Genomic DNA, 25631 nt, shown 5'->3' with positions numbered 1-25631 from the left:
CCTATTTTAATTTTTTGGACCGCCCGCAACATAGATTACTTGACCGTTCACAAATGATGATTTCTCATCTGCAAAAAAAGCAACTGCATTTGCGATATCCGCAGGTTTTCCGCTTCTCGCAACCGGTATAGCCGCAATCGCTCCATTTACAAAGTCTGCAAAAGGTACCCCTACTCTTTCTGCTGTAGCCTTTGTCATCTCTGTTTCAATGAAACCAGGTGCAACACTATTTGCTGTGATACCATAACGTCCAAGTTCAATGGCTAATGTTTTTGTTAACCCTTGTAAACCAGCTTTTGCTGTTGCATAGTTAGCCTGACCTCTATTACCGAGAGCAGAAGTAGAAGAAATACTAATGATTCTGCCATAGTTTTGCTTGACCATATATTTTTGTGCGGCACGCGATGCATTAAACGAACCCTTCAGATGTACATCCATCACTAATTGCCAATCATCGTCCGTCATTTTAAACAGTAAATTATCGCGGATGATACCAGCGTTATTAACTAAAATATCAAGTGTACCAAACTGTTGCACAACTTCCTCCATTGCTGTTTCTACTTCGCCTGCTTCCACAACATTCGCTTTTTTCACGAAGATATGATAGCCCTTTTCCTTGAATTCTGCGGCTGTTTCTGCTAATGCCTCCTCATTGATATCAATAATAGCAATATTTGCCCCCTCTTGTGCGAAAAGCTCAGCGACGCCTTTACCAATTCCTCGGCTTCCACCAGTAATAAATGCAGTTTTCCCTGTGAATCTTGTCATTTTCACATGCCCCCTGTATCATTCCTTTATATTTGTTGTCCGATTTTCACATGTCCCTTCAGTAAGTTTCTTGAGATAATCATACGTTGGATTTCATCTGTGCCATCATATATTCTCCAAAGTCTTGCCTCGCGGTACCATCTCTCAATCGGAAGCTCTCTTGTATACCCCATGCCACCATGAATTTGTAATACGCGGTCCACGACTCTGTTCCCCATATTAGACCCATAAAGTTTTGCCATTGATGCATAGTGTCGATTATCTTCCCCTTGATCCAAAGTAAATGCAGCATTTAAAGCTAGCCACTTAGCTGCCTCAATTTCAACGGCTGAATCGGCAATTTGCCATTGAATTGCCTGTCTCTCAGCAATTGGTTTCCCAAAAGTTTCTCGTTCTTTTGCATAATCTAATGCCATTTGCAATAGTCTCTCTGCTGCTCCAACTGCTCTTGCTCCTACTATCCAACGAGCAAATCCAATCCATTCAAGGCCAAGTTTATAACCACCATGCAATTCACCTAGTATATTCTTCTCTGGCACTCGTACATTATCAAATACAAGTCCAGCTGGTCCCCATTCACCCATCGTATGGATAAATTCTGATTTCCAGCCCATTTCACGGTCAGCGATAAAACAAGTGACACCATCTCTACCCTTTGTTTTCTTATGTAGCTCCTTATCCGTTATCGCGATGACCATTACGAAATCTGCTTCATTACCACCAGTAATGAAAGTTTTCTCACCATTTAGAACCCACTCATCTCCATCTTTCACTGCTGTCATGCGAATATTTTGCGTATCAGATCCTGCTCCAGGTTCAGTCATAGCGAAACAAGATTTTTTCTCACCATTTATCGTCGGAATTAAATAATTTTGTTTTTGTTCTTCATTAGCATAATAAAGAATGTTGTCAGCAGATCCACCAAAACTAAATGGCACAAACGTTTTAGCTACTTCAATACAAACAATGGCTTGCATCATTTGTCCCAAATCAGCTCCACCGTATTCCTCAGGTGTGTTAATTCCCCAAAAACCTGCTTCCTTTGCTTTTAACTGTAGTTTCTTCTGCACTTCTTTAGAAAGGCTTGGCTTTCCTTCTCGTTCATTCTTTAACACTTCATTTTCTAGCGGAATTAATTCTTTCTCCACAAACTTTCTAATGGTTTGTTGTACCATTTTTTGTTCTTCTGTTAACCGTAAATCCATTCTTTTCACCTCTATCTATTTATTTATACTAACTAGTTAGTATGTTAGAACTTCTTTACATACTAACCGGTTAGTTTTTTCACATTATTAATAACAACATGATCATTTTGTTTGACTCTTGCCTGTAGCGAAGCATAGAGTAGCCACCTATAAATGACATTATGAATCTATTCACTTTACAACCGGCTTAGAACAATGGTGTTAAATTTCATTGAACGTAATAGTTAGGAAACGCTTTCATTTTTTGATAAAAACGTTTGGCAGAGGTAACGGAACTAAAAACAAAGAAGTGTCTACAGCCAAACCACGCAGTAATTTTGCAAAGTTCTTAGTAGTTGAATGGAAATGTGTCATGGAGTAATAAAAACATCAAATATTATCTGACTAGTCAGTATGTTTTTAATATTCATTATAATATCAGAGATTTTTTCTCTTGCCAAGACTAAACCGATGATTTTTTGAATTTTTCTTGATTGCCATTAATGATAGAAGTAACAATATGAAGCGTATCCCATTCACCATTTGATAACGCGATCATTTGATAGTGCTTTGGAAAAAGTAATTGCTGAATCTCTAAAACACTTTTTCCTTCAAGATACAATTGCATGATTTCACCACTGAGATCCTCTAAATAATTCAATTTCGCTTGCAATTGTTCTTTACCATGAGGAAAATACCCTGAATGAGAACAAAACATTGCCTCAAAGTCATAAGTTAACAATTTTTTTATTGATTGCATTATTTCCGGAATGGATTCTGTATCCATCGCAATCTTTGTATGAGGCTGAACATATAAATCACCTGTAAACATTATCCCTTTATTGCGGCAAAATAGGGCCACATGGTCATCCGCATGACCAGGTGTCTCTATTACCTCCCAATCAAGCTGTCTTGACGAAACTTTTTGCGATAATGGATAAGCAGGAAACGCTTTTCTTGCTCCCCATGTTTTTTGCCTATATAAGGGGTATGGCGCCTCTTCAGAACATATCTCTATCCCTAACCGATGACAAAAAATAGGAATTTGTTGCTTGGCAAACCACGAGGCATTGCCAGAATGATCTTCATGGCTATGTGTTAAAACGACCTGATCAACAAAATAGGATTGATAAAATTGAGTGAAGGCAGATGACATCGAATACGGCCCAGTATCAATCACCAAACCGTCGATAATAAAAGAAAATATTTTTCTTGAAATTTTACTATTCTTCAATAAATTCCCTTCGGCGCAAATCACACCTTCATGTTTATAAGATTTCAACATATCCGTAGTCCTTTCTTCTTTCTTTTTCGTCCCAAAATTTCAATATACTATATAAAGACATAATCGTTGGCACTTCTATTTTTGTTTCATGGGCAAGTTTAAGAACATACCCACACATCGATTCGTATTCCATTGTCTTACCATTTAACCGGTCTTGTAGCATAGATGTCTGATGATCTTTGGCATAGGCGGCTTTTTTAAAAATAGACTGAATCACTTTTTCTTTATCAAATGGATAACCTTGTCTTGCTGCCACAGAAACGGCTTCTGCTGCCACGTTTTTCGCCAAAGCACTTAATTCCACACTCTCTAATATTTCGCCAATTGTTGCTTTTGTTATAGCCGACAACGGATTAAAGGTAATATTCCAAAGAAGCTTTTTCCACTTATGGTTAAGAATTTCTTCTGTGAATTTTGCACTTATTCCTGCTCTTTGAAATAAATCAACCATTTTTCTCGCTTGATTGCTATCTTCTTTTTGTAATGCACCTATTAATAATTGATGTGACCCCGATTCTTTCACACAGCCTGGTTCAGTTATACTTGCTTGCACATAAGTCGCACAAGAAAAAATTTTATTATTCGTTAGACTACGTGCCAATATTTCTTCATTATCCACCCCATTTTGCATCGTTACGATCATTGTCTCATCTTTAATAACACCCTTTAGGCTATCAGCTAACTTTTTCGTATCAGTAGACTTCACACAAAATAGAAGGATGTCTACTGAAGCTAACGCATGTATGTCATTAGTGAAAATCGTTTGCTCATTATTTAAGTTAAGGATAGGATATTGCTCAGTAACTACTTTTATGCCCCTCTCTTGCAACCTAGTTAAATGCTTACCTCTGGCAAGAAAGGTCACTTCATGATGAGCATTTGCAAGTAATGCCCCAAACAAACTTCCAACTGCTCCTGCCCCAGCCACACCTATTTTCATACTTCTACCTCCCCATCATGACTTAAATGGTAATCAACCTTCTTAGATCCTTCCCATAACACTGTTTCCTTAGTAAGGAGTGAAACCGCTTTAGAAAAAATCGGTCCATCATAAACAAAGCTATGATATTCTCCTGCTTCTCCCATCGGACAGACTTCTTCTAACTTAATCTTCTGAAAAAATTCATCATCAATCTCTCTGCCTAGCCAACTATCAGATAAACAATCCGGACGGACTCTTATCACTTTAGCTCTATAACCACGCTGAATAAACGATTTTAGAAGTGCATCTACTTCTTCTTTTTTTCTCCATAATGGATAAATAGCCTGTAACCCGACTGTTGAAGCAAGCTTCTCTCCCCAATCTTTATGGGGCGTAAAATAAATGTCCCCAAATGCAATAGCCTCTAAATCATATTTTAACTTCAGTTGCTTTAATTCTTCTACAAATCTATCTGTATAATTATTTATGTCTGTATCAATAAAATGAATGGGTATACCTAATGATTCACTTTGTTTTACTAACAGATTTGTTTTTTCTCCATGACCGTATGTCCTTTTTTCAGATGGTTGTTTTGTTGTAATCAATACTTCAACACTTATTCCATTAGCCAATAAGTAGTCTAATGCCAAGCAAGCGTCCTTCCCCCCACTCCATGATAAAGCCGTTTTTCCCATATAATCCTCCTTATAATAAACTGAATATTCTTATAACACATCATACTCCTTTCACTCTTAGGTAGCAAATAAAACTGTTTGCAGAAAAGTTGTATTCAAGCATAGCCATTTGCTGTTATTCATCAGCAGACATCTCCTCACCTTTTTCTGTAAAATAACGTTGAAAAGAATAGCGAAAAATAACTACAACATAAAGGCAAGTGAATGCAAATAGGAGCAAACTCAATGTAATGATAATATTTTTTAATGGAATGAGATGAGTCATTAGTATAATGATACTTAAATAACCTACTTGTAACATACTTTGCAGCAATTGAAAGATACTTGTCACTCTGCCCATCATTTCTACAGGGATATTATTTTGGTAAAAAGTTAAGGCTCCAGCATTTAAGAAACTATTAAAAAAACCTAATAGAATAAAACTGCTCATCACAGCCGTAAATGACGTGGATAATGAGTAGATAACATATCCAATAGCCATCATGAACATTCCACAAGCAATCATTGATCGGATTGATAGTCTATTTGCCATCATGGTTAATACTAAAGCGCCACCAACCGATCCTATACCTGTAATACTCAAAAGAAAGCTATAATCAGTCTCAGAAAGGCCGACTACTGTTTGAATAAAAGCGACCTCTTGCGCATCCATAATATAGGAAATAATTACCAGATATAAATAACCTAAGTAGACAAAGCTGACATATTTCTCTTTTTTTAAGAAGCTAAAAACAAGGGTAAAATCTTCCTTTATTCTGTTAACTGTTAATCGAGGGATCTCCATCTTCTTCTTATCCACATCAGGTAGAAAGCAAATAAAAAGGGCAGCGATGACAAAAAACAAACTAGTTAATAAAAGAGTCACCTCAACGGTTGTCAACAAGATAAATACACCAGCTATCGCTGGCCCAATAATAAAAGCACTAGATGATGTGACCGAACGGAATGTATTGAACTTTTTTCTTTTCTCAACAGGGACTATCATCGTTGAATAGGTTACTGACGCAGGGACAAAAAATGATTGGGCCACACTTAAAGCAATTAAAATAAGATACAAGTAGGTTATATTCGTTGCGAAGAACATGGTTACAATTAATAAAGCACGTAAAACATAAGTAATCATCACGATTTTCTTTTTACTACGATAATCTATAAAACTACCTGTCCACAACTTTGTCATCATGTTGATTATTGGTGAAATCACCCAAAGACCGGCGACAGCCGCTGCTGAACCATCTGTTATTTTGTACACCAATACATTAATGGCTGCTAAATATACAAAACTACCAATATGGGCACTAGAAAGTGAGATTAATAAAATGATTGGGTTTTTCCATTCTTTCAAATTATGTAATGATATCAATTGTCGCGCAAATCTCCTTTTAAACTAGAATTTAGGACCTTTGTTATTTACAAATGATACCATAAATATCCTCAACAAAATAAACAGGTTAATAATTATCTGAATTTTTTACACTTCTTTTTTGCCATATTAAATAATACTGTAAAAAACATATTGATGAAAAGAGGGAAAGGAATTGCTCAAAGATTCCATATCTGTTAGGTAGCAAAAGTGGACAGAACAATAATTGCCTGAGGTTGTGGGTGTGAACCGACAAAGGATTGGCGCTCTTAAAATATACACTCTTTAATTAGTGTATTAAGCGGTCGGAACTGAACTGCTTAAAAGAGATCACAGGAATTTTCATTATAAGGGGGGAAAATTATTCAATATCACATTCGTTAGTAAAGAGAAGATAGAAAACAATGGAAAAGGAGGTTGCCCAGTACAGTGTTCCATCTTTCTATTTTTTCACGTTTACACATCTCCTTCTGTAACCGTCTTGAATATACTTATCATACGCTTAAAAATACCTCAAAAAGGTTATGCTCTGTACGAAATATTGCATGTCCTACTAGCTTTCATTTAAGATAGTAGAGAATGTACATATATTGCAAAAAGAAAGGGTTTTCCAATTGAGTTCAACATTCTTTATTTTCTTACCAGCTCTAATCTTTTTTATTCTCTATATTGTGATGGTGTTTGTTCTTAATAAATACTCTAGTAGTAAAATAGCAACTATTGCCTTTACAATTATCGGCTTATTAATCTTCATTTACATTTTATTTTTCATTTTCACCTTTGTCCTTTAAAAAAATATTTCCATAATGGAAGAAAGACAGGTGCAAATCACATTCGGTTTGCACCTGTTTCATTACAGAGATTCTTTACTAGCAACCATTTATCTAACAAGAATAATTTTCTTATTCTAAATTGTTCGTGTCATAAACACACTATTGGGATCTTCCTTATAGTGGTCAAATGGTTGGCAATATTGAAACCCTCTACTTTCGTACAATTTTCTAGCTGGTTCAAAAGATTCCATAGAACCTGTTTCTAAACTTAAACGCAAGTACCCCCGCTCCTTTGCTTCATGAAGCAAATGATCTAATAGTTTTCCTGCTACCCCTTTTCGTAAAGCGTTTTTGGCTGTTCTCATCGATTTGATCTCACCATGTTGGTTGTCTAGCTCTTTTAATGCAGCACAACCAACAAGTTGACCAGATTCCCAGCAGCTCCAAACGGTCACAGAAGGCTGTTTTAAACCATTTAAGTTCAATGCATGTGTACTTTCAGGAGGTGATTGACTACTCATATCCTCTAAATGTTCCATTATCAATTGTTGAATATCTGTACCTGATAAATCATCAATCTTCAATTCCATCATCTATTGTCCCCTTGAATTCTTTTTCTATTATTATATTGTTTTGAACGATTAGTTTTCAATATCTACTTTCCGAAAGATGATTTGATAGCTAAAAGCGAGTACGAGAATACTAGCAAGCATAAAGTAGACGCGTTCATACTGAATATATAATGGCAATTCCCCCTGAAGATTCATTAATAATCCACATATTGTCACTCCAATTCCTCCACCAATAAATTGAAGTAGTTGTAACAGACCCATACCTGCACTGTTCAATTCTGCTGATAATAGATAGGCTGTTTCATTGGCAACGCTGCTATTTAGCATAGAAAAACCGATACTTGCAAAAATGTAAGCACCCATAATAAAGTACGAATTGTAAGCTTGTAAAAAAGCAAATAGTAATGAGGCGAGCAGTAATGTTAATTGGCCAAGAGAAATAAAACGCTTGCTTCCATATAAATCAATCAACTTACCAATATAGGGTCCAGCAAGCATAGCGATGATGGCACCTGGAAATATCAATAGACCCATAGTAATCGGCTCTTTATGATGCAAATTCCCTAAAATAAGTGGCATCATAAATAAATTTGAAAAATGAAAAATAAAACCTGATAAACCAATGACTAATAATCGGATATAGTGTTTATTTAATAGTAATTGCGGAAATATAAATGGGTGATTCTGCTTCATCAAATAGAACATTGTAATGATTGCTAAACCTACAAATACTGCGCCGAATAAATAAGATGTTTGCGAGATAGTTAAAAGGGCGGCAATAGTTGTACAACTAGTAAGAAAGCAACCAAATATATCAAAGCTACCTTCCCTTCTTTCATTTTCCGGAGACAATTGCATTAATATAGGCAAAAAGACAAGAACCATTAGCGGTATTAGAAATAAGTAATTCCAGCCAAAAAATTGTGTTGCTACCCCACCTACTACTGGACCTAACCCAAAACCTAATGCTGCACCTGAACCAATCATGGCAATTGATTTTGCTCTTTCTGATATCGGCACATATCTACTAGCAATGATCATAGATAATCCTGGAACAGCCCCAGCACCCACCGCTTGTAAGATTCGTGAACATAAAAGGATAATAAAATTTTCAGCAAAAAATCCAACCAACGAAGAGCTTATAAATATACTAAGTCCAATAAGGAGCAATTTTTTTATAGAAATATAATCGGATAATCGACTAAATGTGAGTGTAAAAATGGCAAAAGCGATGGAGTATCCAGAAACCATCCACGAACCGATAATCGGGGTAATATGCAAGTTTGTTATTATATTGGGCAAGGCTATATTAAACATTGTTGTGTTCATAACGACAAACCAGCTACAAAAACAGAGTGCTAAAATTAACTTTTTATATTGTGGGTTCTCTTGCTTATGAGCGCTCGTTCGAGTGAAGGATGCAACGGCCATGTCTTTTCACCCCCTTTAATTATTTTCTGATTATTAATAATTATACAATAATTAAACTTTGATTCCTATTATTCCGCTTTTCGAAAGAAAACATAAACAATTTTTGCTGGGGTCTTGTTAGGAGTTTTTGAACCTAATTAACTCAGGCTAGCCTTGTTTGTGTGCACGGCTTTCATTTCTATCTTTCGTTCAGAGTAAAGTTCAAACATCATACGCTCGCCTTTTTCACCTTTTGTGCTTCTAAGTGAAGTACTTACCTTTTTTACCATACTCTTATCTGTTGCTTTCGCACAAGTATTTTCTTTTTATGAAAAATTGACTATAGACAAACACTTCTATTCGCCCGAAAACTCCTAATAATAGTGAATAATCGCTCGAAAAAAAATCATTCGAGACTAAGTGATGTCGTCTTCATAACAAACCTTTTGGTTACGTAAAAAGGACCCCCTTATCAATGAAGAGAGTCCAAAATTACTTAGGTTGTAAAAATAAACTTAGTTGTACTGCCCCCTTTAGACGACTCTACCTCTAGGCGTGCATCTATTCTTTCTTTTAACTCGGGGACGTGAGAAATAATGCCCACTAATCTACCGCTACTCTGTATTTCGATGAGTGATTCAACGGCTTGTTCTAATGATTCAGGATCAAGTGTACCGAAACCTTCATCTATAAACATGGTTTCCATCGAAACGCCACCTGCATGTGATTGAACCACATCAGCAAGACCTAATGCAAGGGCAAGAGAAGCCTTGAAACTCTCGCCACCTGATAATGTTTTAACATGTCTTTCTTGTCCCGTATACTGGTCAAATACAAGTAGTTCTAATCCACTTTGTACATTTCCTTTGGAACGATCTGTTTTTCTCGTTAATTCATATCTTCCGTTCGTCATTTTATATAAACGTAAATTGGCTTGAATAAGGATATCATCTAAGAAAGCCGCTAAAACGAACCGCTCGAACGTCAATCTATACGTATTTTGTCCTTTCGAAATATCGGATAAATGACCAATGAGGCGATAACGTTCTTCTAAATCAGCAATTTCTTCATGAAGACTTTCTAAACGTGTATATGCCTTTTCATTATCTCTTTTCTTATACATAAGTTGATTGTATTGCTCATTTTCAAATTGAATCTTTTTAGCGAGTTCATTTATTTTCGATTCAATTTGCTCTAGATCTGGTTTCATTATATCTCTTAATTGTTTCGTCAACTCATTTAAGCGGTCATTAACAGAACGTAATTCTTCACGATACGAACGTATCTCTTGAGCGATTTGTTCCCTAAGTTCTTCTGAAATTTGCGCATTGGCATATTCACTATAACTTTTAAAGCCTTGCTTCTGCATTCGATTAACAAAGTCCGTTCTTTCCTGATGTAATTGTCCTTGTAAATGGTCATGTTGTTGGGTGAATGTTTCATAACGCGATTTCAAAATGGTTAATTGTTTGGCCACTTTTTCTTTCTGTTCTTCTGCCAACTTTAATTGGTCTTTTAATGTCTGCAATTTGTTCTGTTTATTTTGCAAAGCCATTTTGTATTGCGGTAAAGAACGTAAATCTTCTGGAATGGTCTTAATCAACCTTTGCAGCGAGGTATGATGCTTAATATATTCATTGTTTAGATCAACAACAGACTGCTTAAGCGTATCTGTTTTTTTTGCATACTGACTTTCCTCTTCTTCTAACAAAATGATTTTTTCTTGACATTGCTTCAACCTGGATTTTTCTTTTTCTAGTTGATTTTTCTGTTGTATTTTTTTTCTTTCGTTTTCTTCCACTTCTGCTAAAACTTCTTTTGCATTATCTAATGTTAGATGATGTAGATGCTCTGATTGTATTTCTGTTAATAGTTTCGCAATAGATTTTTCTATATGTTGTAATTTAGATTGTACTAGGTAGAAAGCTTGCTCTGCCGCTATTTTTTCCTTTTCAATGACTAATGCTTGATGTTTAGCTGCATTTAAATCCTCCTCAGTTGGAATGGTTTCATGACCATTAGCAATTGACGGATGATGAATTGAACCACAAACAAGACATGGTTCACCTTGTTGAAGCTCCTTTGCTAGAATACTTGCTTGTCCTTCTATCCACTTCTTCTCGAGTTCATGCTGAAGTGATTTACTATCATTCAAGCGAGCAATTGCGTTCTGTAGATATTTATCCTTTTCTTCATAAGATTGCTTTTCAAAAACTAATTCTTGCTCTAAGTGTATAAGTGATTGTAATTGTTTGATTTCATATTTGTATTGATGAAGTTGTTGTTCTATTGAAAGCATATGTTCTTGATTTTTCTCAAGCTCTTGCTTTTCTTCTTTTACTTTTTTTAATTCTTGCTGTAAATGATTAAGTTTTTGTTGGCTTTTATCAATCTCTTTCTTTTTACTAGTCATTGCATGATCTAATAATGAAACCTCTTTCTCTGTGTCAGCAAAGATGTGGATATCATCGTGTAAATTTTTTAATGACAACCATTCTGATTCTACTAATTCTCTTTCTTTCTCCCGAAGCAACTCCTTTTCTAATACTTTATTTGCATGTAATAGCCGTTCCTTTTGGATATTTTCTTCACTTTGGACTGATTGCATTTGCTCGGAAATATGATTAATTTCTTTTTTTAGAAGGTGGCAATTTTGTTCCTGTTCGAATAAGACAGCTGCTTTGTACGCTGAGGACAAATCTTTCTCTTTCTTCGCCATTATTTCCTCAGTATCTTTTAGCTGTTCATACCTTTCAGTTAATCGTTCCTTTAATGTGAATTGTTCAATAATCCGGTTCCCTTCTATTTTCTTTTGCTGAAATTCTAAACTTGTCTTTTCAAGCTCTTTTATCTTTTTTGACCAGTCAATTATTTTTTCTTCCATTTGTGCTAATTCTTCTGATAAAAGTTTTACAAACTGATAATGATTGATAGACTCAAGCTTATCCTCTTCTAGTACTCTCTGTAACTCCTGATTCATAACAGCATGAATTTGCTGCGCGATTCTCTGCTTTTGCTCGAATTTCACTTCCACATTTTTGCGCAGTTCAGCTGCTTCATCTTTTAATCTTTCTTCTATTCTTTTATATATCTCTGTATGAAATAGTTTTTGCAGGATGACTTCCTTTTCTTTACTATCTGAAGTGAGTAATTTACGGAACTCTCCTTGGGGAATCATCAGTATTTGCCTGAATTGGTTGCTATCAATAAGCATGATTTCTTTAATCTTTTCATCTACATCCCGAACATTCGCAGCTAATTGTTGCTGTGTACCATCATTAGAGATCGAATATAATTCGGCCTTCGCACCAACGGTTGTGAAGCCGTCCCCTCTTGTTTTTTTCTTCAATTGCTGAGGAGAGCGAACAATATAGAATCGTTTCTCTTTAATTGTGAATGTGAGCGATACTTCCGTTATTAACTCTTCTTCTGCAAACTGACTACGTAAGTCTGCACCCATTCGATCTTCCCCACTCGCCTTACCATAAATGGCAAATGTTATCCCGTCAAAAATAGTTGTTTTTCCCGCTCCTGTTTTTCCGGATATAACAAACATTGAACGACCACCTAATTGAGTAAAATCAATCTTTTCTTTACCGGCATATGGTCCAAACGCTTGCATTGTTAATAACAGTGGTTTCATCGGCCAACTCCCTCCCTTCTCATTTTTTCTATTACATCGACAATAATATTTTGCTTATCCTCAGTGAATTCAGCTGTGGTTACTTCTTGATAAAAATGCGAAAATAGTTCAAGTTCACTTTTTCTCTCATCAGTTAAAACATTTAATTTCGTCTTCTTTTTCATATCTTGCAAAGTACGCTTTCGTTCTAAATGAAGAATATTAGGGTATATTTGTCTTAATTTATTGATGGGGTCAATCAACGCACCTTCATCCAATAGGGTTACTTTTATATAATCATCCTTCTTCTGCTCGCTATAAAAACGCTCGTCTAATAACTCGTCTAAATAGCCCTCAATTTCCCTCATATCTCGGAGCGGTATTAAACTTTTTCTCTCTAATTGAAAAGTACCATTAGCATTCATCTCAACAATTGAAACCGATTTTTGTTGTTTTGCCTCTGAGAAAGAATACTTCATCAGAGATCCAGCATATTTAATTTTGTTATGAGATATCGCATCTGGACTATGTAAATGACCAAGAGCTGTATAATCAAATAAATCGAAGTTACGGGCACTTACACAGCCAGAACCACCTACAGATAATATTCGCTCTGAATCTGTCGTTTCTCCCCCAAGTACAAATGCATGACCGACGAGCACATTTGGCTCATTATGGTTCATCTTCTTTTCTATTTTTTCGATAATCGCTTTCATTGCCTCTTCATGTGAGATAATCCGATCATCATTGAAAGCATATTTTACTAGACCTGGTTCAGCAAAGGGAACAAGATGGAAATTCACTCCCTTAATATTGACACTGTCAACCGTGTCTTTCAGCTTTCCAGCTAAGTAAAAATCACTTTGTTGATACCATGAACTGCCAAATGATAATCGTTCTGCACTATCATGGTTTCCACCAATTGCCACAATGGGGACACCTAATTTTACATTGATTGTAAATAATACTTCATTTAATAATTCTACCGCAGCAACGGGCGGGACAGATCGGTCATAAAGGTCACCTGCTATAACTAAACAATCTGGTTGTTCTTCCTCAACAAGCTTAACTAATTGCTTTAGCATATATGATTGATCCTCAGTCATATAAACCCCATGAACAAGCTTTCCTAAATGCCAATCAGCTGTATGAATAAATTTCACTTATTTTCCCTCTCTTCTATGTATCTTTGTTTGCCTACTTTAACCTTTTATAAAAATGAGGCAAATCTGCCTTCATATTGCTTTTCTTCCACATTGTTACAAAATCTTCTAGTGTTATCTTATCTTCAATATTAATATATCTTTATAAAGTCGTACTTTCATAGCAAGCGAATGCTGCGCCCATTGGTAATACTTACACCCCATGTCTGCAATCCATCATACAGCATCGATTCGTAAGGTCTTATTGTTAATAATGAACTAAACCTTCCTTTTCCCATAATCGAACCATTTAACTCTGTAACCAATTTTCTCACCATATTATCACAAATAATCTACTATGATTACAAGCTATATCTTAATAACATTTTCTTAATGCAAAGATTAATATATTCCATTTCATTTTTCGAATATGTTTTAAAATAAAAACAAGTAAAGGAGTGAGCATAACAATATATTAAGGAAAAATATGGGCTAGAACGGACAATAATGCAATGATTGGAAGGATAATCAGATTATCATATAAAAGGTGTACCGCTTGTTATGGAGTGAACGAGGATTATTATTGGTTCATCATAGTGATTGAATAATCATCTCGATGATTACTCCTACCGAGTGCAAAAAATGAACCGTGTGGGTCACAATTAACCAATTGCTATACATATGAAAGATTCCAAATGTATAGCAATTATGATATGATGGCAAATCCTTGCAAACATATTAATGATTGTGGGGAAGTACGAAGTCAGCAGGTAATACTTTAAAAATGTTTTGGAAAGATATTGAAGCATCATACCTTCCTATTACTTTTAATATGAATGATCTTGATGAGATGTTTCGTAAGTGGGCTCAGCATCATATTAAGTGAAAGGATCAACTATTATTTTTATATATAAAAACAGCCTAACAAATGTTAGACTGTTTATCATCGAATTATATTTTATTAACGTTAGCCGCTTGAGGTCCACGAGCACCTTCAACAACTTCGAAAGAAACTTCTTGACCTTCATCTAGTGATTTGAATCCTTCAGATTGGATTGCAGAATAATGTACGAATACATCATTTCCGTCTTCGCCTTCGATAAATCCAAAACCTTTTTCTGCGTTAAACCATTTTACTTTACCGTTTTTCATAACAAAAAATCCTCCTTATGGTTGAAAAAACAACCATATAAAAATTCACCTTTAATCATTGTACTTACAAAGACCTATCCAATCAAAGGAAAAGCTTTCTTTATATACCACTAATGAGTAACGGTTAAGTTAAATTTAGCATCTATCCCCATCACTGTCAACAAATTACGCTTAATCTTTTAGCTTCTCAGGCAAGCTTTGAATCGATTGAACAACCACATCTAACTTCGCCTCAATGCGGTAAAGTAAATACAATGTCACAATGATAGGAAAGCCGACTTCACTGATCATTTTAACAAGCTCACTCACATTCGTTCCCTCCTAAATTTGCGTAATAAGAATATAGAAGATAAATAAAAAGATGAACCTCTTTCCTTGCAAAAGATAGAGGTTCACCTAAAATTACAACTTGGTTACAATAACCTTATATTACACTATCTCATAATCAGTAACGGTTCTTTCTACAAGTCTTGCACCTTTAACATTTGTAAGCTTTCCTTTTGTTGATTGAACCGCTTCTGAAGCAATCATTTCTTCCATTACAGTAATAACTTCAGCGATGTCAATAGGTTCTTTAGGATCATCAACTGAAATGGTCGAAACACTTCCATCTGCCGTTCCAAAAGTTAACTCTAATTTTTTCGTCATTCTTTACTCTCTCCCTTCAAATAGTATTATTGTAAAATATCATGGTTGTCATTTCTTTGGATAGAAACGAGTGGTGATTGTGCTAAAGATCCATATGCCTCGGCAAATCGATATAATTGATCAGCCGTAGTTTCTGATATCACATGGCTAAAAGTTTTCACCTTATACTCCGCTTCTCCCTTTTCATTTACACCTGTTTCAAAACTTAAACGAAGCTTTGAATCAACTAAAATTGTTTGTGCCATATTCTCTCCCCCCTTTCACTTCTTATATAAAAGTTAATATGCAAAAGAGACAGGTTATCATCAGATAAATTAAAATTGAGCTACTTACAAGGTGCTTTCGTTTATTAGAACTTAGAGGTTGTTCCACCCCTATTACATACAACAGATAACCTAAAAATAAGGATTTGTTTATACTATTTCTAGTATTTTTCAAAAAATAATACCTTTCTGCTTCTAAACTTAGTGCAAGCGAACAAGCAATCTTATGCGGTTTTCATACTATATTTAATAGCCGGAATAAGGAGGTGGTGACATGAACCTTGTGCAATTTTTGAACCAAAATTATTTTGTATTAATACCGGCGCTTTGGCTCATTGGACATGCACTCAAACAGACCCCTATTATCCCTGATTGGACAATCATTTGGATTTTGTTTATTTGTTCTATCGGTATTGGGAGCATCGGATATGGTTTTTCATTAGAGGCGATTGTTAACGGTATTATTGCAGCAGGGATCGCTGTTTTTGGTCATCAGGTTTTGAAACAAACAAAGGAAGGGATAGTGATAAATAAAAAAACAGATAACGAGGGCTGATATTTGAGGAGGTATGGTGTTCGTGAGAGTAAAGGCTACCGGCATGTTTGGTAGCTTTTATCTTTTTTCTAATTGGACATAAAAAAGACCACAAGTTTAAATGGCTTGTGGCCAAAGTAGATCAAAAGATCTAATAGGGAGGAGATCTTACACAATTATAGTATGTCCACATCTTTATTTTGTTTGGACAAACATCCCCGGCGTATTCATTATTTTATATAAAAATTGGTTCTCTATATGCATTTCTAGTGACACCAGTAGAAATGGCTGCTTCACTAACTGCTTTTGCCACATTATGTGCTACATTGATATCAAATGGATCTGGGATAATATAGTCTCTAGTAAGTTTTTCTTCGTTAATCATGCCTGCTATTGCATAAGCAGCCGCAATCTTCATTTCCTCATTAATCACTTTGGCTCCTACATCTAATGCACCTCTAAAAATTCCTGGAAAAGCTAATACATTGTTCACTTGATTAGGAAAGTCAGACCGGCCGGTACCAATGATGGCTGCTCCAGCATCTTTGGCTTCCTTTGGCATAATTTCTGGACTAGGATTAGCCATCGCAAAAATTATCGCATCACGATTCATTGTTTGTACCATTTCTTTAGATAATACACCTGCTGCAGAGACTCCAATAAACACGTCCGCTCCATTCATTGCCTCTTTTAACGTACCCGATAGAGACTTACTGTTTGTTATTTTGGCTACCTCTTCTTTAATCGCGTTCATCCCTTCCTCTCTTCCGCTATAAATCATTCCTTTTGTATCACAAAGAATCATTTCGCTAACATTTAATTTTCTTAATAATTTAATAATTGAAATCCCCGCTGCACCTGCACCATTAACGACTACTTTTATTTCATCAAGCTTTTTCCCCACAACCTTCAAGCTGTTGATTAAACCAGCTACTGTTACAATTGCCGTACCGTGTTGATCGTCATGGAAGACAGGAATTCCGCATTCTTCAACTAATCTTTGTTCAATTTCAAAACATCTAGGTGCAGAAATATCTTCAAGGTTCACCCCTCCAAATGAGGGCTCTAATAATTTCACCGTACGGACAATCTCATCTACATCATTGGTCTGAAGACAGATCGGCACTGCATCGACATTGGCAAACTCTTTAAAAAGAATCGCCTTTCCCTCCATTACAGGTAAAGATGCCTGAGCACCTATGTTTCCAAGGCCTAAAACGGCACTACCGTCTGAAACGACTGCGACCATATTGCCTTTACTCGTATATTCATAGGCTGACTCTTCATGCTCAGCAATCTTTAAGCAAGGTTCAGCTACACCTGGAGAATACGCCAAACTTAAATCTTCTTTCGTTTTTACTGGCACCTTTGTGGTAATACTAAGTTTTCCCTTATGCAAACGATGAAGCGCTAGTGCTTTCTCCTTTAATTCCATCATATAATCCTCGCTTATTTTTTATTTGAAAATTCAGATAATAAAGACATCAACTTTTGTCATGAAATCACCTGATAAGTATTTACTTAAAAAATTGAGAGAAGCAACCTTGTATACCTCTTCATTTACAAAGCGCTTCCCAATATAGTTTAATATTTTTCTAACAACTCAATGATGACTTTAAAAGTTGAAGTTGTGTCCATATAAGCATATCTGCCATTTCCGTTATAAAAATTACCTCTTTGAATAACTGGATAGCCCATTTCTTCTAAAAGTGTAATCTTTTCATCCATATCTTTTACTACAAAGGATATATGGTGAACACCTTCTCCATATGATTCTAAATGTGTCTTCCATGTGCTTGGCGCTTTTCCAGGCTCAATTAACTCAATTTCTAATAATGGTGTTCGAATGAACATATAGCGACTATCCGCATCCGTTGCTTCACCGTTAAAAACAACTTTTGTTATGTCACTATGACCTGATTGAATCACTGCTGTTTTTTTCACACCTAGTAATTGGCAAAACTTATCTGCTGCTCTATCTAAATCTTTTACCACAATGGCAAGTTGTTCCACAACATTTGTACCTAAAAGTGGCTTTTCTTCTCCCGCTTTGTATGTAGTATCCCTAGGTTCTGCACTTTCTAATAATTCAATCAAAGTTTTCGTTTCATTCGCTGTATCAACATAAATGTACCTTCCATCACTTGATGTAAACTCACCTGATTGAAGAAGCGGATAACCATTTTTTTCTAGGTTCGGCAAATGATTTTGAATCTTATCAACATCAACGGCAATATGATGGATTCCTTCTCCTGTTTCATTGAGAAATTCGCGCATTGTTCCCGGCTCCATATTAGGTTCTATGAGTTCAAATTGAATAGTCGGTGTATTTAGGAATGCTAGTTTACTTTGTGAAGCGGTCGACTTTCCTTTATATATTACTTTAGAGACTTCCTCATCACCTGTTAGGAACCAGCCAGGATTAGGTATACCTAACAGTTTTGAAAAATCAGCCGAGGCTTTTTCAATATCATTGACAACAAATGCTAATTGATTGACCTCTGTACTACCAAGAAGTGGCTGTATTTTCGTATTCGATGCCATAATCATTTATCTCCTTTCTTAACTAAGACCTCTGATGGCTAGGCCGCCATCACTCGAAATGACTTCGCCAGTAATGGCGCGTGATTTACTCGAAGCTAATAATAAATATGGACCAACATGATCATCAGCATTCATTGCGATTCGTAATGGATTTCTCGTTTTTATGCTTTTCGCTTTCGTATCATTGTCGATTTCTTTCACAAATGGTTTTAAAGGTGGGATGACATTAAGTGCTGTTAATGTCCCACCAGGGGCAACTGCATTCACTCTTACGTCTGGTGCAACCTCAAAAGCTAATTGTCTCATTAAACCAATTTGCGCATGTTTACTAGCGGTGTACCATACTCCACCACCATCAGGGTAAAATCCTGCACCTGAAACGGTGAAAATGATATTACCTTTTGTCTTTTGCAATTCGTGAAGGGAAGCTTTCGCACCGTTGAAATATCCTTTAACATTAATGTTCATTAATAAATCATAAGCATCATTCATTGCTTCAGCAGTCACATTTTCGAATTTTGCAAATCCATCGAATACCCCTGCATTAGCAATAAAGACATCTAGTCCCCCAAATTTTTCAACCGCTTGATATACCGCTTTTTCGTGGTCTTCAAAAATAGTGACATCTCCTTCTATACAAATCACCTGCTCACCATATTGTGCCTTGATAGCAGCTAATCCGTCTTTTGAGCGATCAAGAATCGTCACATTTGCTCCTTCATTCAGAAATGAATCCACCACAGCTCTCCCAATACCTGATGCCCCACCAGTTACATAAAGCGAGCGACCACTAAACTCTGCCATCCTAGTTGTCCTCCTCTCTTCCTTGTGAATAAATTAAATAAAGATTGCTAGATTTCGAGTATTAATTGTTGTTTGATCCACGATAAATACCCGTTTCGATAGCTTCCATTTGCCGTTCTCGAACTTGAATTCATCACGACGCTCTCCTGAAATAATATCGTGATGGATATCTGTACTTCTACTTCTATAAAGAAGTAAATAACTATTCACTGACGCAAATTCTTCCTCTTTATAATCTTCCAGTTTTACATTACTGACAAAACGTCGAGTTCGAGAAGGTGGAATTTCCGCCCAAGCATAATCTGTTTTTAAACGATCCACTCTGAGTTTTAGCAAGTCAATATCATCATCAAAACAAAACATATCTGTCGTATAATCAGGTCGCTCTGTTCCTTCCTTATTTATACGGACTGGCATCTGATACTTCAAATCTTGATGCATCAAACTGAACCAGCCATCAAAATCGATATCATCCAATAATTGTGCTTCTTTATATAGCCATTGTTCAAATTCATAATTTGCAAGCATTTTTTCCATACTCATTTCATCTATCTCCTTCCTTCAAGAAAATTTAGCTATTCATTAGCTCCAACCAGTATTTATAAAAATTTCTTTGGTTCGCTTCAGAGAATTTATCATCATAAGCAACTCCAGGACCGATAAAGTCTACTGGTTTTCTATGCAGTCCCATTGTGTAGTTATAAGTTAAATTTTTCATTACTGGCATAGGGCCTTTTGCTGCGGCAGTAATGTCAGTAAATACTTCCGTATCGTCTTGTTCAAAAATGCCTGATGGGCTGAATGTAAGGACAAAGGATTCACGTGAACGTCTCTTCCAATCTTCAGGTGCATTTTTTTCTACTAAAAACCAAGCAATCACTTCCATTTTGTCGTGATCGATTGGTCGCCATAACCTAACAGTGGTATTGGAAATCAATTGCCCTTTTACTTTCGTATGAGAAATTAAGAAAGATAGATGTGGAAAGATGTTCCCGATCATATTCTTCAAGTTACTTAATACTTCAAACTGTTCTGACGATAAATTCGATTTATATTCTTCTATTAATTCTTCTGGAAAAGCAAAATCAGGATTTGGTGTACCAAGATTTAGTCCATGGCCATTTTCACTATGAATTTGATAACCCATTTTGGAATACGTTGCAGAGGGTACCATTCCTAATTTAGCAATTGAACCATGTGTCACCATTGTATGATAGGAGTCACCAACAAAATTATCAGCACCAATCTTCCAATTCGAATGAATCACGAAACGTTGCGGAGCACCGAGAACTTCCATTTCAGCTCGACCTACTAATATATCAAGATACCATTTAAAATCTCCTAAAAAATCATCTAATGATTCTGCCTCATCATTCCAAGTACCAAATAACAATCCTTTATAGGATTCAATTCGTACTTCTGTTAAACCCATAGTAGATTTATCTAGCTCTTCACCATAGATGTTTTTTTGTAGTGGAACACCAATTAAATCACCATTGTTTTTAAAGTTAAATCCATGATATGGACAAACAAAAGCAGATTTATTCCCTTTGTCTGCACGACACAACTTCATACCACGATGCGTACACATATTGTAAAATGCCTTGATGCTGCTATCTGCATTTCTAGATACAATAATTGAATATCCGGCTAAATCTCTCAGCATATAATCATTTTTATTAGGTATTTCTGATTCATGACCAATAAATATCCATGTTTTCATAAAGACTTTTTTATGTTCAAGATCATAAACTTTGGGATCGGCCAACACGTAGGCAGGTATTTCTCCTACTTCCGGTTTGACCGTATCATTCAAATGTTCCAATAATTCCGATTTTGTCATATCCTCTATGTCTTTTGCCGTTTTAATCATAATAATCCCCCTTCTTACCAATTGATTCATCGATGTCACAAAGATTATTGTACTAATTCTTACCCCACTTTGATAGATTGATCCTTATGTTTCAATGTTGAGAGAACACTTAAAGCTGCTAAGTAACTTGTCTTTGGGTTGTTTGGCATCGGATCATTTTCAACCACTAGTTTCACTTTTCCAAACGCCCCTTTAGCTGTAATCTCATGACTATTTTTCGTTGCTTTTGGATCAGCAATAATCTTCACTTTTGTCTCTTTTGAACCAAGTCCAGCTAATGATAGAATAATTGATACGTTAATATTCTTAGGAAACTGTTTAATCGCTTCATAGGCATTACCTTCAAATAAGACTGTTTTATTCTCGAGAGTAACACCGTTTAAGGCATGCGGTGGCTTCGTTGTTGTTAACGATACTTCTTGTAAAGCACCAATAGCCTTAGCAGCTTTTAATATATCCAAGCCTCCTACTGCACCTGAAGGTAAATGAATCGTTGTCCCTTGTTCTTTACAAATCGTTTCTAATTGGAGAAAATAGTCGTTATCAGAAAATGCGCCAACACTGCTCACAACAAGATCTTTACCATGTGTGAGAACCGATGTGGCATGAGCTCGAACAACGTCTACAGTAGCTGCTTCAACTATCACATCTATATCTGAAGCAATCAGTTCATCGATTGATTGGTAGCTTCGCAAATCATACTCTTCAGCCAGCTCATTTGCTTTCTCTTGATTTCTTGTATACAATCCAACGAATTGTGCGCCATCTACCAATTTATCGCTATTGATAGATTGTAGCAAAAATTTTCCGATATTTCCTCCACCTATTAATCCCAGCTTCATTTTTTAACCCTACTTTCTAATTCGCGAATCCATAAGTGTCTGCAAAAAATTCCAAGCTACAGTGTCTCGTTTCGCGTGAAATACCACTTTCTTTTAAACCAGGAAAATCTAAATGAAGGTCCTGGAATACAGTATGGTTATTGATAAATACAGCACCGGCTTCTAATTGATCAGCAAACGCAATCGCTTTCTTTTCATTTTCTGTCCAAACAGACGCACGTAAACCAAAATGGCTATCGTTTGCAAGCTTTAATGCTTCTTCATTTGTCTTAAATGAGAGAATCGGAATTACTGGTCCAAATTGTTCCGCTTGAACAATTTCGCTATTTTGATTAACACCAGTAATAATAGTAGGTTCAATAAAGTATCCATCATTCCAACCTTCTGGATCAATTTTGATTCCACCTGTAAGGACTTCTGCCCCTCCATCTTTCGCTCTCGAAATTAACCCTTTCACATATTCATATTGTGATTGATTATTTAACGGTCCCATCTCTACATCTGGTTGAATCCCACTACCAATCCGAATATATTGGAACTTTTTCCTTAATTTTTCCACAAGCTCTTCATAACGAGATTCATGCACATATACCCTTTTAACTGCTGAGCATACTTGACCAGCTGCTCGTAAGATACCAAATCTTAACTTAGTTATTAATTCATCATCGAGTTTCGCATCTTCCAAGATGATGGCTGCATCATTCCCGCCTAATTCCATGAAGATGTTTTTCACATTGCTAGCTGACGCTTTCATAATTTCTTTACCCGTTTCCGTACTACCAACAAAGGCAACTGTTCGTACACTAGAATCTTTGCAAAGTGCATCTCCTATTACTGAACCTGACCCTGTTACAACATTCAATACACCATTTGGAAAGTATGAAGCGACTTTTTCTAGAAATGTCATAATTGTTAGCGGACAACTTGTAGCTGGTTTAACGATGACTGTATTACCTGTTAAGATAGCAGGAATAACACGCTTAAATGTTAAAATCATCGGTGAATTCCATGGAGAGATTACCGCAGTTACCCCTCTCGGCCTTCTACGAATTTGCACTTTTTGTTTTCCATCTAATGACTCTGGTTGCCACCAAGTTAATAATTCATCGGACGCTTCTTTCATAATGTCGACACATCGAAGTAAATCTTTCTTTGCTTCAACTAATATTTTACCATTTTCCCTTACGAGTAAATTCACATTCTCTTCAACGATTTTTTCAATCGCTCCTGCTGCTACCTTCATTTTTTCTGCGCGTTCGTGAATATCTGATTGAGACCAAGATTCGAATGCCGTCACTGCTGATGTTATCGCTTTATCTACATGCTCCTTTGTACAAAGGGCAACTTCTCCAACTACTTCTTGCGTATTTGCTGGATTAATGACTTCTTTTTTATTTTCCGCTTCCAACCATTTACCATCAATTAAAAATTTTCCTGAAACTTTAGGATATGTTGAAATCATTATGCTTCCTCCTTTACTCAGATGTTTACTTATAACTTCTTCGGTTTAAACGCATCAGCAGCACCAGGAGGTCCCTCAAAAGGTTTAGCCATTGGCCCTACAGCTTCCATATCTACAACGATGATTGTCGGATTAACACTTTTTGCCGCTTTATTTATTTCTACGGCAAATTCATCACTTGAATGAATTCGTACCGCATCAAATCCCATAGACTCTCCCAATTGCACAAAATCAGGACTTAGTAGATCAACAGCTACTTGACGACCGTATGCATTTTGTTGGATATTACGAAGAACGCCATAACCACCATCATCAAATAAGATAACAATAAGTGGGAGAGCCTCCTCGGCAGCAGTCGGCATTTCACCAACATTCACCATAAAGCCCCCATCACCAGCCATTAAAACCACTTTGCGATCCTTTGCAGCCATTTGAGCACCAATCGCTGTCGGTAACCCTTGACCTATTCCACCACCGGAAGCATGAATAGATGTTCTCGGTTCAAGAATCTCGAACAATCTGCTGCCCCATACATTAGCTTGTACTGTCACATCTCGTACGAGCACTGTATCTTTCGGTAATGCTGCTCTCATTTCGTCCATTATTTGTTCATATGGACCTAAAGTTGCTCGTAAATTAGCTCGTAATTTTTCTCGTAGTTGCTTTACTTCAGCCTTATACGATGGTTTATCTTGAACATCTTTTGTCTGTAATTGCGTGACAAAGTGATTTAAAATATCCTTCGCGTCTCCAACAAGTCCATAACTACAAGGGTAATTTCGATTTATTCCTTGCCAATCGGCATCAATTGCAATATGATTATTCGGCACTTCAACCTTCCAATTTGACGTTTCATTTCCTCTAAATCTCACACCGACACTAATTAACAAATCCGCATTCTTGAGCATTTCTTTCGTGTCTGGATAGGCAGCAAAATGACCAATACATTGAGGATGATCTTCAGGGATGCTTCCTTTTCCGGATTGGCTCGTAATAACAGCAGCTCCTAGCTGATTAGCCAATCTTGTTAACTCTTGGGATGCATTTGCTGAAATGACACCTCCACCAGCCCAAATCACAGGACGTTTCGCTTTAGCAACCAATGAGAGAATATCTTCAGGAATATATGTATTTGAGTTAACTTCCGGAGTTTTTACCGACCAGTCTTGTAAATGCAGGTCAGGAATAATCGCAGATTGATAATCAATGGGGATTTCTAACGAAACAGGACCAGCCGGCGCAGTTTGAGCAGTTACAACAGCCTGCCTTACCACTGCTTTTGCTTGATGTGGCACTCTTAAGCGCATCGCTTGTTTAGAACATCCTTCTAACATTGATAATTGATCTTTACATTCATGAATATAGCCACGGCCAGTACCTAAATAGGGGGATGCTACTTCACCAGTTAGATGCAGAAGTGGTACACCTGCTGCCCAAGCCTCAACAAGTGCGCCTGCTGCATTACCTGCGCCTGTTCCTGTACTTGTAATGACAACCCCTAACTCTCCTGTAACACGTGCGTAGCCATCGGCCATATTTACCGCGCCACTTTCACCACGTGCACATACAAGATGGATGCTTCCTTCTCGTAAAATGGCATCATAAATCGGCATATTATGTATACTTACAATTCCAAATGCTGTCGTAACGCCCGCTTTAACAAGCTCTTGAACAATCGCATCAGCAACCGTAAAGTTCATCTCCGAGTTATCTGTTACACCTGCTGTCTCCATTTGCTTTGTTTCTGTCATAGTATCTTCCTACCTTTTTTG

General features: G+C 36.5%; 24 protein-coding genes. 1 reads left to right on the top strand and 23 read right to left on the bottom strand.

What is annotated here, in order from left to right; genetic code table 11:
- Positions 1-6: 6 nt before the first annotated feature.
- The 15 genes from fabG to U9M49_RS03330 all read right to left on the bottom strand — a co-directional run bounded on the left by fabG (position 7) and on the right by U9M49_RS03330 (position 15781).
- Entirely contained in the window at positions 7-768 is a 762-nt protein-coding gene (gene fabG / locus U9M49_RS03400) for a 3-oxoacyl-ACP reductase FabG (RefSeq protein WP_095373435.1), read from the bottom strand.
- A gap of 26 nt (positions 769-794) precedes the next feature.
- Positions 795-1973: an acyl-CoA dehydrogenase family protein gene (locus U9M49_RS03395; protein WP_095373436.1), complete on the bottom strand. Its 1179-nt coding sequence runs from the start codon at positions 1971-1973 to the stop codon at positions 795-797.
- A gap of 442 nt (positions 1974-2415) precedes the next feature.
- A complete protein-coding gene (locus U9M49_RS03390; RefSeq protein WP_095373437.1) occupies positions 2416-3237 on the bottom strand; it encodes an MBL fold metallo-hydrolase in 822 nt (273 codons plus the stop codon).
- Complete coding sequence (locus tag U9M49_RS03385) at positions 3221-4177, bottom strand: 2-dehydropantoate 2-reductase (RefSeq protein ID WP_322909265.1); 957 nt, start codon at positions 4175-4177, stop codon at positions 3221-3223. The genes U9M49_RS03390 and U9M49_RS03385 overlap by 17 nt, the downstream gene beginning before the upstream one ends.
- Positions 4174-4854: a diphthine--ammonia ligase gene (locus tag U9M49_RS03380; protein ID WP_307314228.1), complete on the bottom strand. Its 681-nt coding sequence runs from the start codon at positions 4852-4854 to the stop codon at positions 4174-4176. Before U9M49_RS03380 ends, U9M49_RS03385 begins: the two co-directional genes overlap by 4 nt.
- A gap of 115 nt (positions 4855-4969) precedes the next feature.
- Positions 4970-6217 (bottom strand): MFS transporter, encoded by a 1248-nt coding sequence (locus tag U9M49_RS03375; protein WP_307314229.1) that lies wholly within the window; start codon positions 6215-6217, stop codon positions 4970-4972.
- A gap of 907 nt (positions 6218-7124) precedes the next feature.
- Positions 7125-7580: a GNAT family N-acetyltransferase gene (locus tag U9M49_RS03370; RefSeq protein ID WP_095373699.1), complete on the bottom strand. Its 456-nt coding sequence runs from the start codon at positions 7578-7580 to the stop codon at positions 7125-7127.
- Positions 7581-7631: 51 nt separating this feature from the next.
- On the bottom strand, positions 7632-8993 hold the full coding sequence (locus tag U9M49_RS03365; protein WP_095373440.1) for an MFS transporter: 1362 nt from the start codon (positions 8991-8993) through the stop codon (positions 7632-7634).
- A 475-nt stretch (positions 8994-9468) separates the two neighbouring features.
- On the bottom strand, positions 9469-12615 hold the full coding sequence (locus tag U9M49_RS03360; protein WP_322909264.1) for an SMC family ATPase: 3147 nt from the start codon (positions 12613-12615) through the stop codon (positions 9469-9471).
- Complete coding sequence (locus tag U9M49_RS03355; protein WP_095373441.1) at positions 12612-13757, bottom strand: exonuclease SbcCD subunit D; 1146 nt, start codon at positions 13755-13757, stop codon at positions 12612-12614. Before U9M49_RS03355 ends, U9M49_RS03360 begins: the two co-directional genes overlap by 4 nt.
- 158 nt (positions 13758-13915) lie before the next feature.
- Entirely contained in the window at positions 13916-14062 is a 147-nt protein-coding gene (locus U9M49_RS03350; RefSeq protein WP_180316972.1) for a hypothetical protein, read from the bottom strand.
- Between the two features lie 625 nt (positions 14063-14687).
- A complete protein-coding gene (locus U9M49_RS03345; RefSeq protein WP_095373442.1) occupies positions 14688-14888 on the bottom strand; it encodes a cold-shock protein in 201 nt (66 codons plus the stop codon).
- Between the two features lie 171 nt (positions 14889-15059).
- Positions 15060-15179, bottom strand: a complete 120-nt coding sequence (locus U9M49_RS03340) for a YvrJ family protein (RefSeq protein WP_263624176.1) — start codon at positions 15177-15179, stop codon at positions 15060-15062.
- Between the two features lie 138 nt (positions 15180-15317).
- Positions 15318-15536 (bottom strand): DUF2922 domain-containing protein, encoded by a 219-nt coding sequence (locus tag U9M49_RS03335; protein ID WP_095373444.1) that lies wholly within the window; start codon positions 15534-15536, stop codon positions 15318-15320.
- Between the two features lie 26 nt (positions 15537-15562).
- Positions 15563-15781, bottom strand: coding sequence for a DUF1659 domain-containing protein (locus tag U9M49_RS03330; RefSeq protein WP_095373445.1), 219 nt, complete (start codon positions 15779-15781; stop codon positions 15563-15565).
- Between the two features lie 292 nt (positions 15782-16073).
- Here U9M49_RS03330 and U9M49_RS03325 point away from each other — a divergent pair, with 292 nt between their 5' ends.
- Complete coding sequence (locus U9M49_RS03325; protein WP_095373446.1) at positions 16074-16355, top strand: phage holin family protein; 282 nt, start codon at positions 16074-16076, stop codon at positions 16353-16355.
- A gap of 214 nt (positions 16356-16569) precedes the next feature.
- On the opposite strand, the gene U9M49_RS03320 is transcribed toward U9M49_RS03325, so the two are convergent.
- The 8 genes from U9M49_RS03320 to U9M49_RS03285 form a co-directional block, all read right to left on the bottom strand.
- Positions 16570-17772: an NAD(P)-dependent malic enzyme gene (locus U9M49_RS03320; protein WP_322909263.1), complete on the bottom strand. Its 1203-nt coding sequence runs from the start codon at positions 17770-17772 to the stop codon at positions 16570-16572.
- A gap of 146 nt (positions 17773-17918) precedes the next feature.
- A complete protein-coding gene (locus U9M49_RS03315) occupies positions 17919-18878 on the bottom strand; it encodes a VOC family protein (protein WP_322909262.1) in 960 nt (319 codons plus the stop codon).
- 18 nt (positions 18879-18896) lie between these two features.
- Positions 18897-19682: an SDR family NAD(P)-dependent oxidoreductase gene (locus U9M49_RS03310; RefSeq protein ID WP_095373449.1), complete on the bottom strand. Its 786-nt coding sequence runs from the start codon at positions 19680-19682 to the stop codon at positions 18897-18899.
- A gap of 33 nt (positions 19683-19715) precedes the next feature.
- Complete coding sequence (locus tag U9M49_RS03305; protein ID WP_095373450.1) at positions 19716-20225, bottom strand: aromatic-ring-hydroxylating dioxygenase subunit beta; 510 nt, start codon at positions 20223-20225, stop codon at positions 19716-19718.
- Positions 20226-20253: 28 nt separating this feature from the next.
- Positions 20254-21555 carry an aromatic ring-hydroxylating dioxygenase subunit alpha gene (locus tag U9M49_RS03300; protein ID WP_095373451.1) on the bottom strand — a complete coding sequence of 434 codons (1302 nt, stop codon included), beginning with the start codon at positions 21553-21555 and terminating at the stop codon, positions 20254-20256.
- Between the two features lie 59 nt (positions 21556-21614).
- Complete coding sequence (locus U9M49_RS03295; protein WP_095373452.1) at positions 21615-22397, bottom strand: aspartate dehydrogenase; 783 nt, start codon at positions 22395-22397, stop codon at positions 21615-21617.
- A 16-nt stretch (positions 22398-22413) separates the two neighbouring features.
- Positions 22414-23859, bottom strand: coding sequence for an aldehyde dehydrogenase family protein (locus U9M49_RS03290; protein WP_322909261.1), 1446 nt, complete (start codon positions 23857-23859; stop codon positions 22414-22416).
- Positions 23860-23888: 29 nt separating this feature from the next.
- Positions 23889-25610 (bottom strand): thiamine pyrophosphate-binding protein, encoded by a 1722-nt coding sequence (locus tag U9M49_RS03285; protein WP_095373454.1) that lies wholly within the window; start codon positions 25608-25610, stop codon positions 23889-23891.
- Between the last annotated feature and the right edge of the window lie 21 nt (positions 25611-25631).

Origin of the sequence: Cytobacillus sp. OWB-43 (assembly GCF_034651445.1) — a bacterium.
GTDB lineage: Bacteria > Bacillota > Bacilli > Bacillales > Cytobacillaceae > Cytobacillus > Cytobacillus kochii.
The sequence above is the reverse complement of the archived record's forward strand: the minus strand, read 5'-3'. Positions and strand labels throughout refer to the sequence as shown.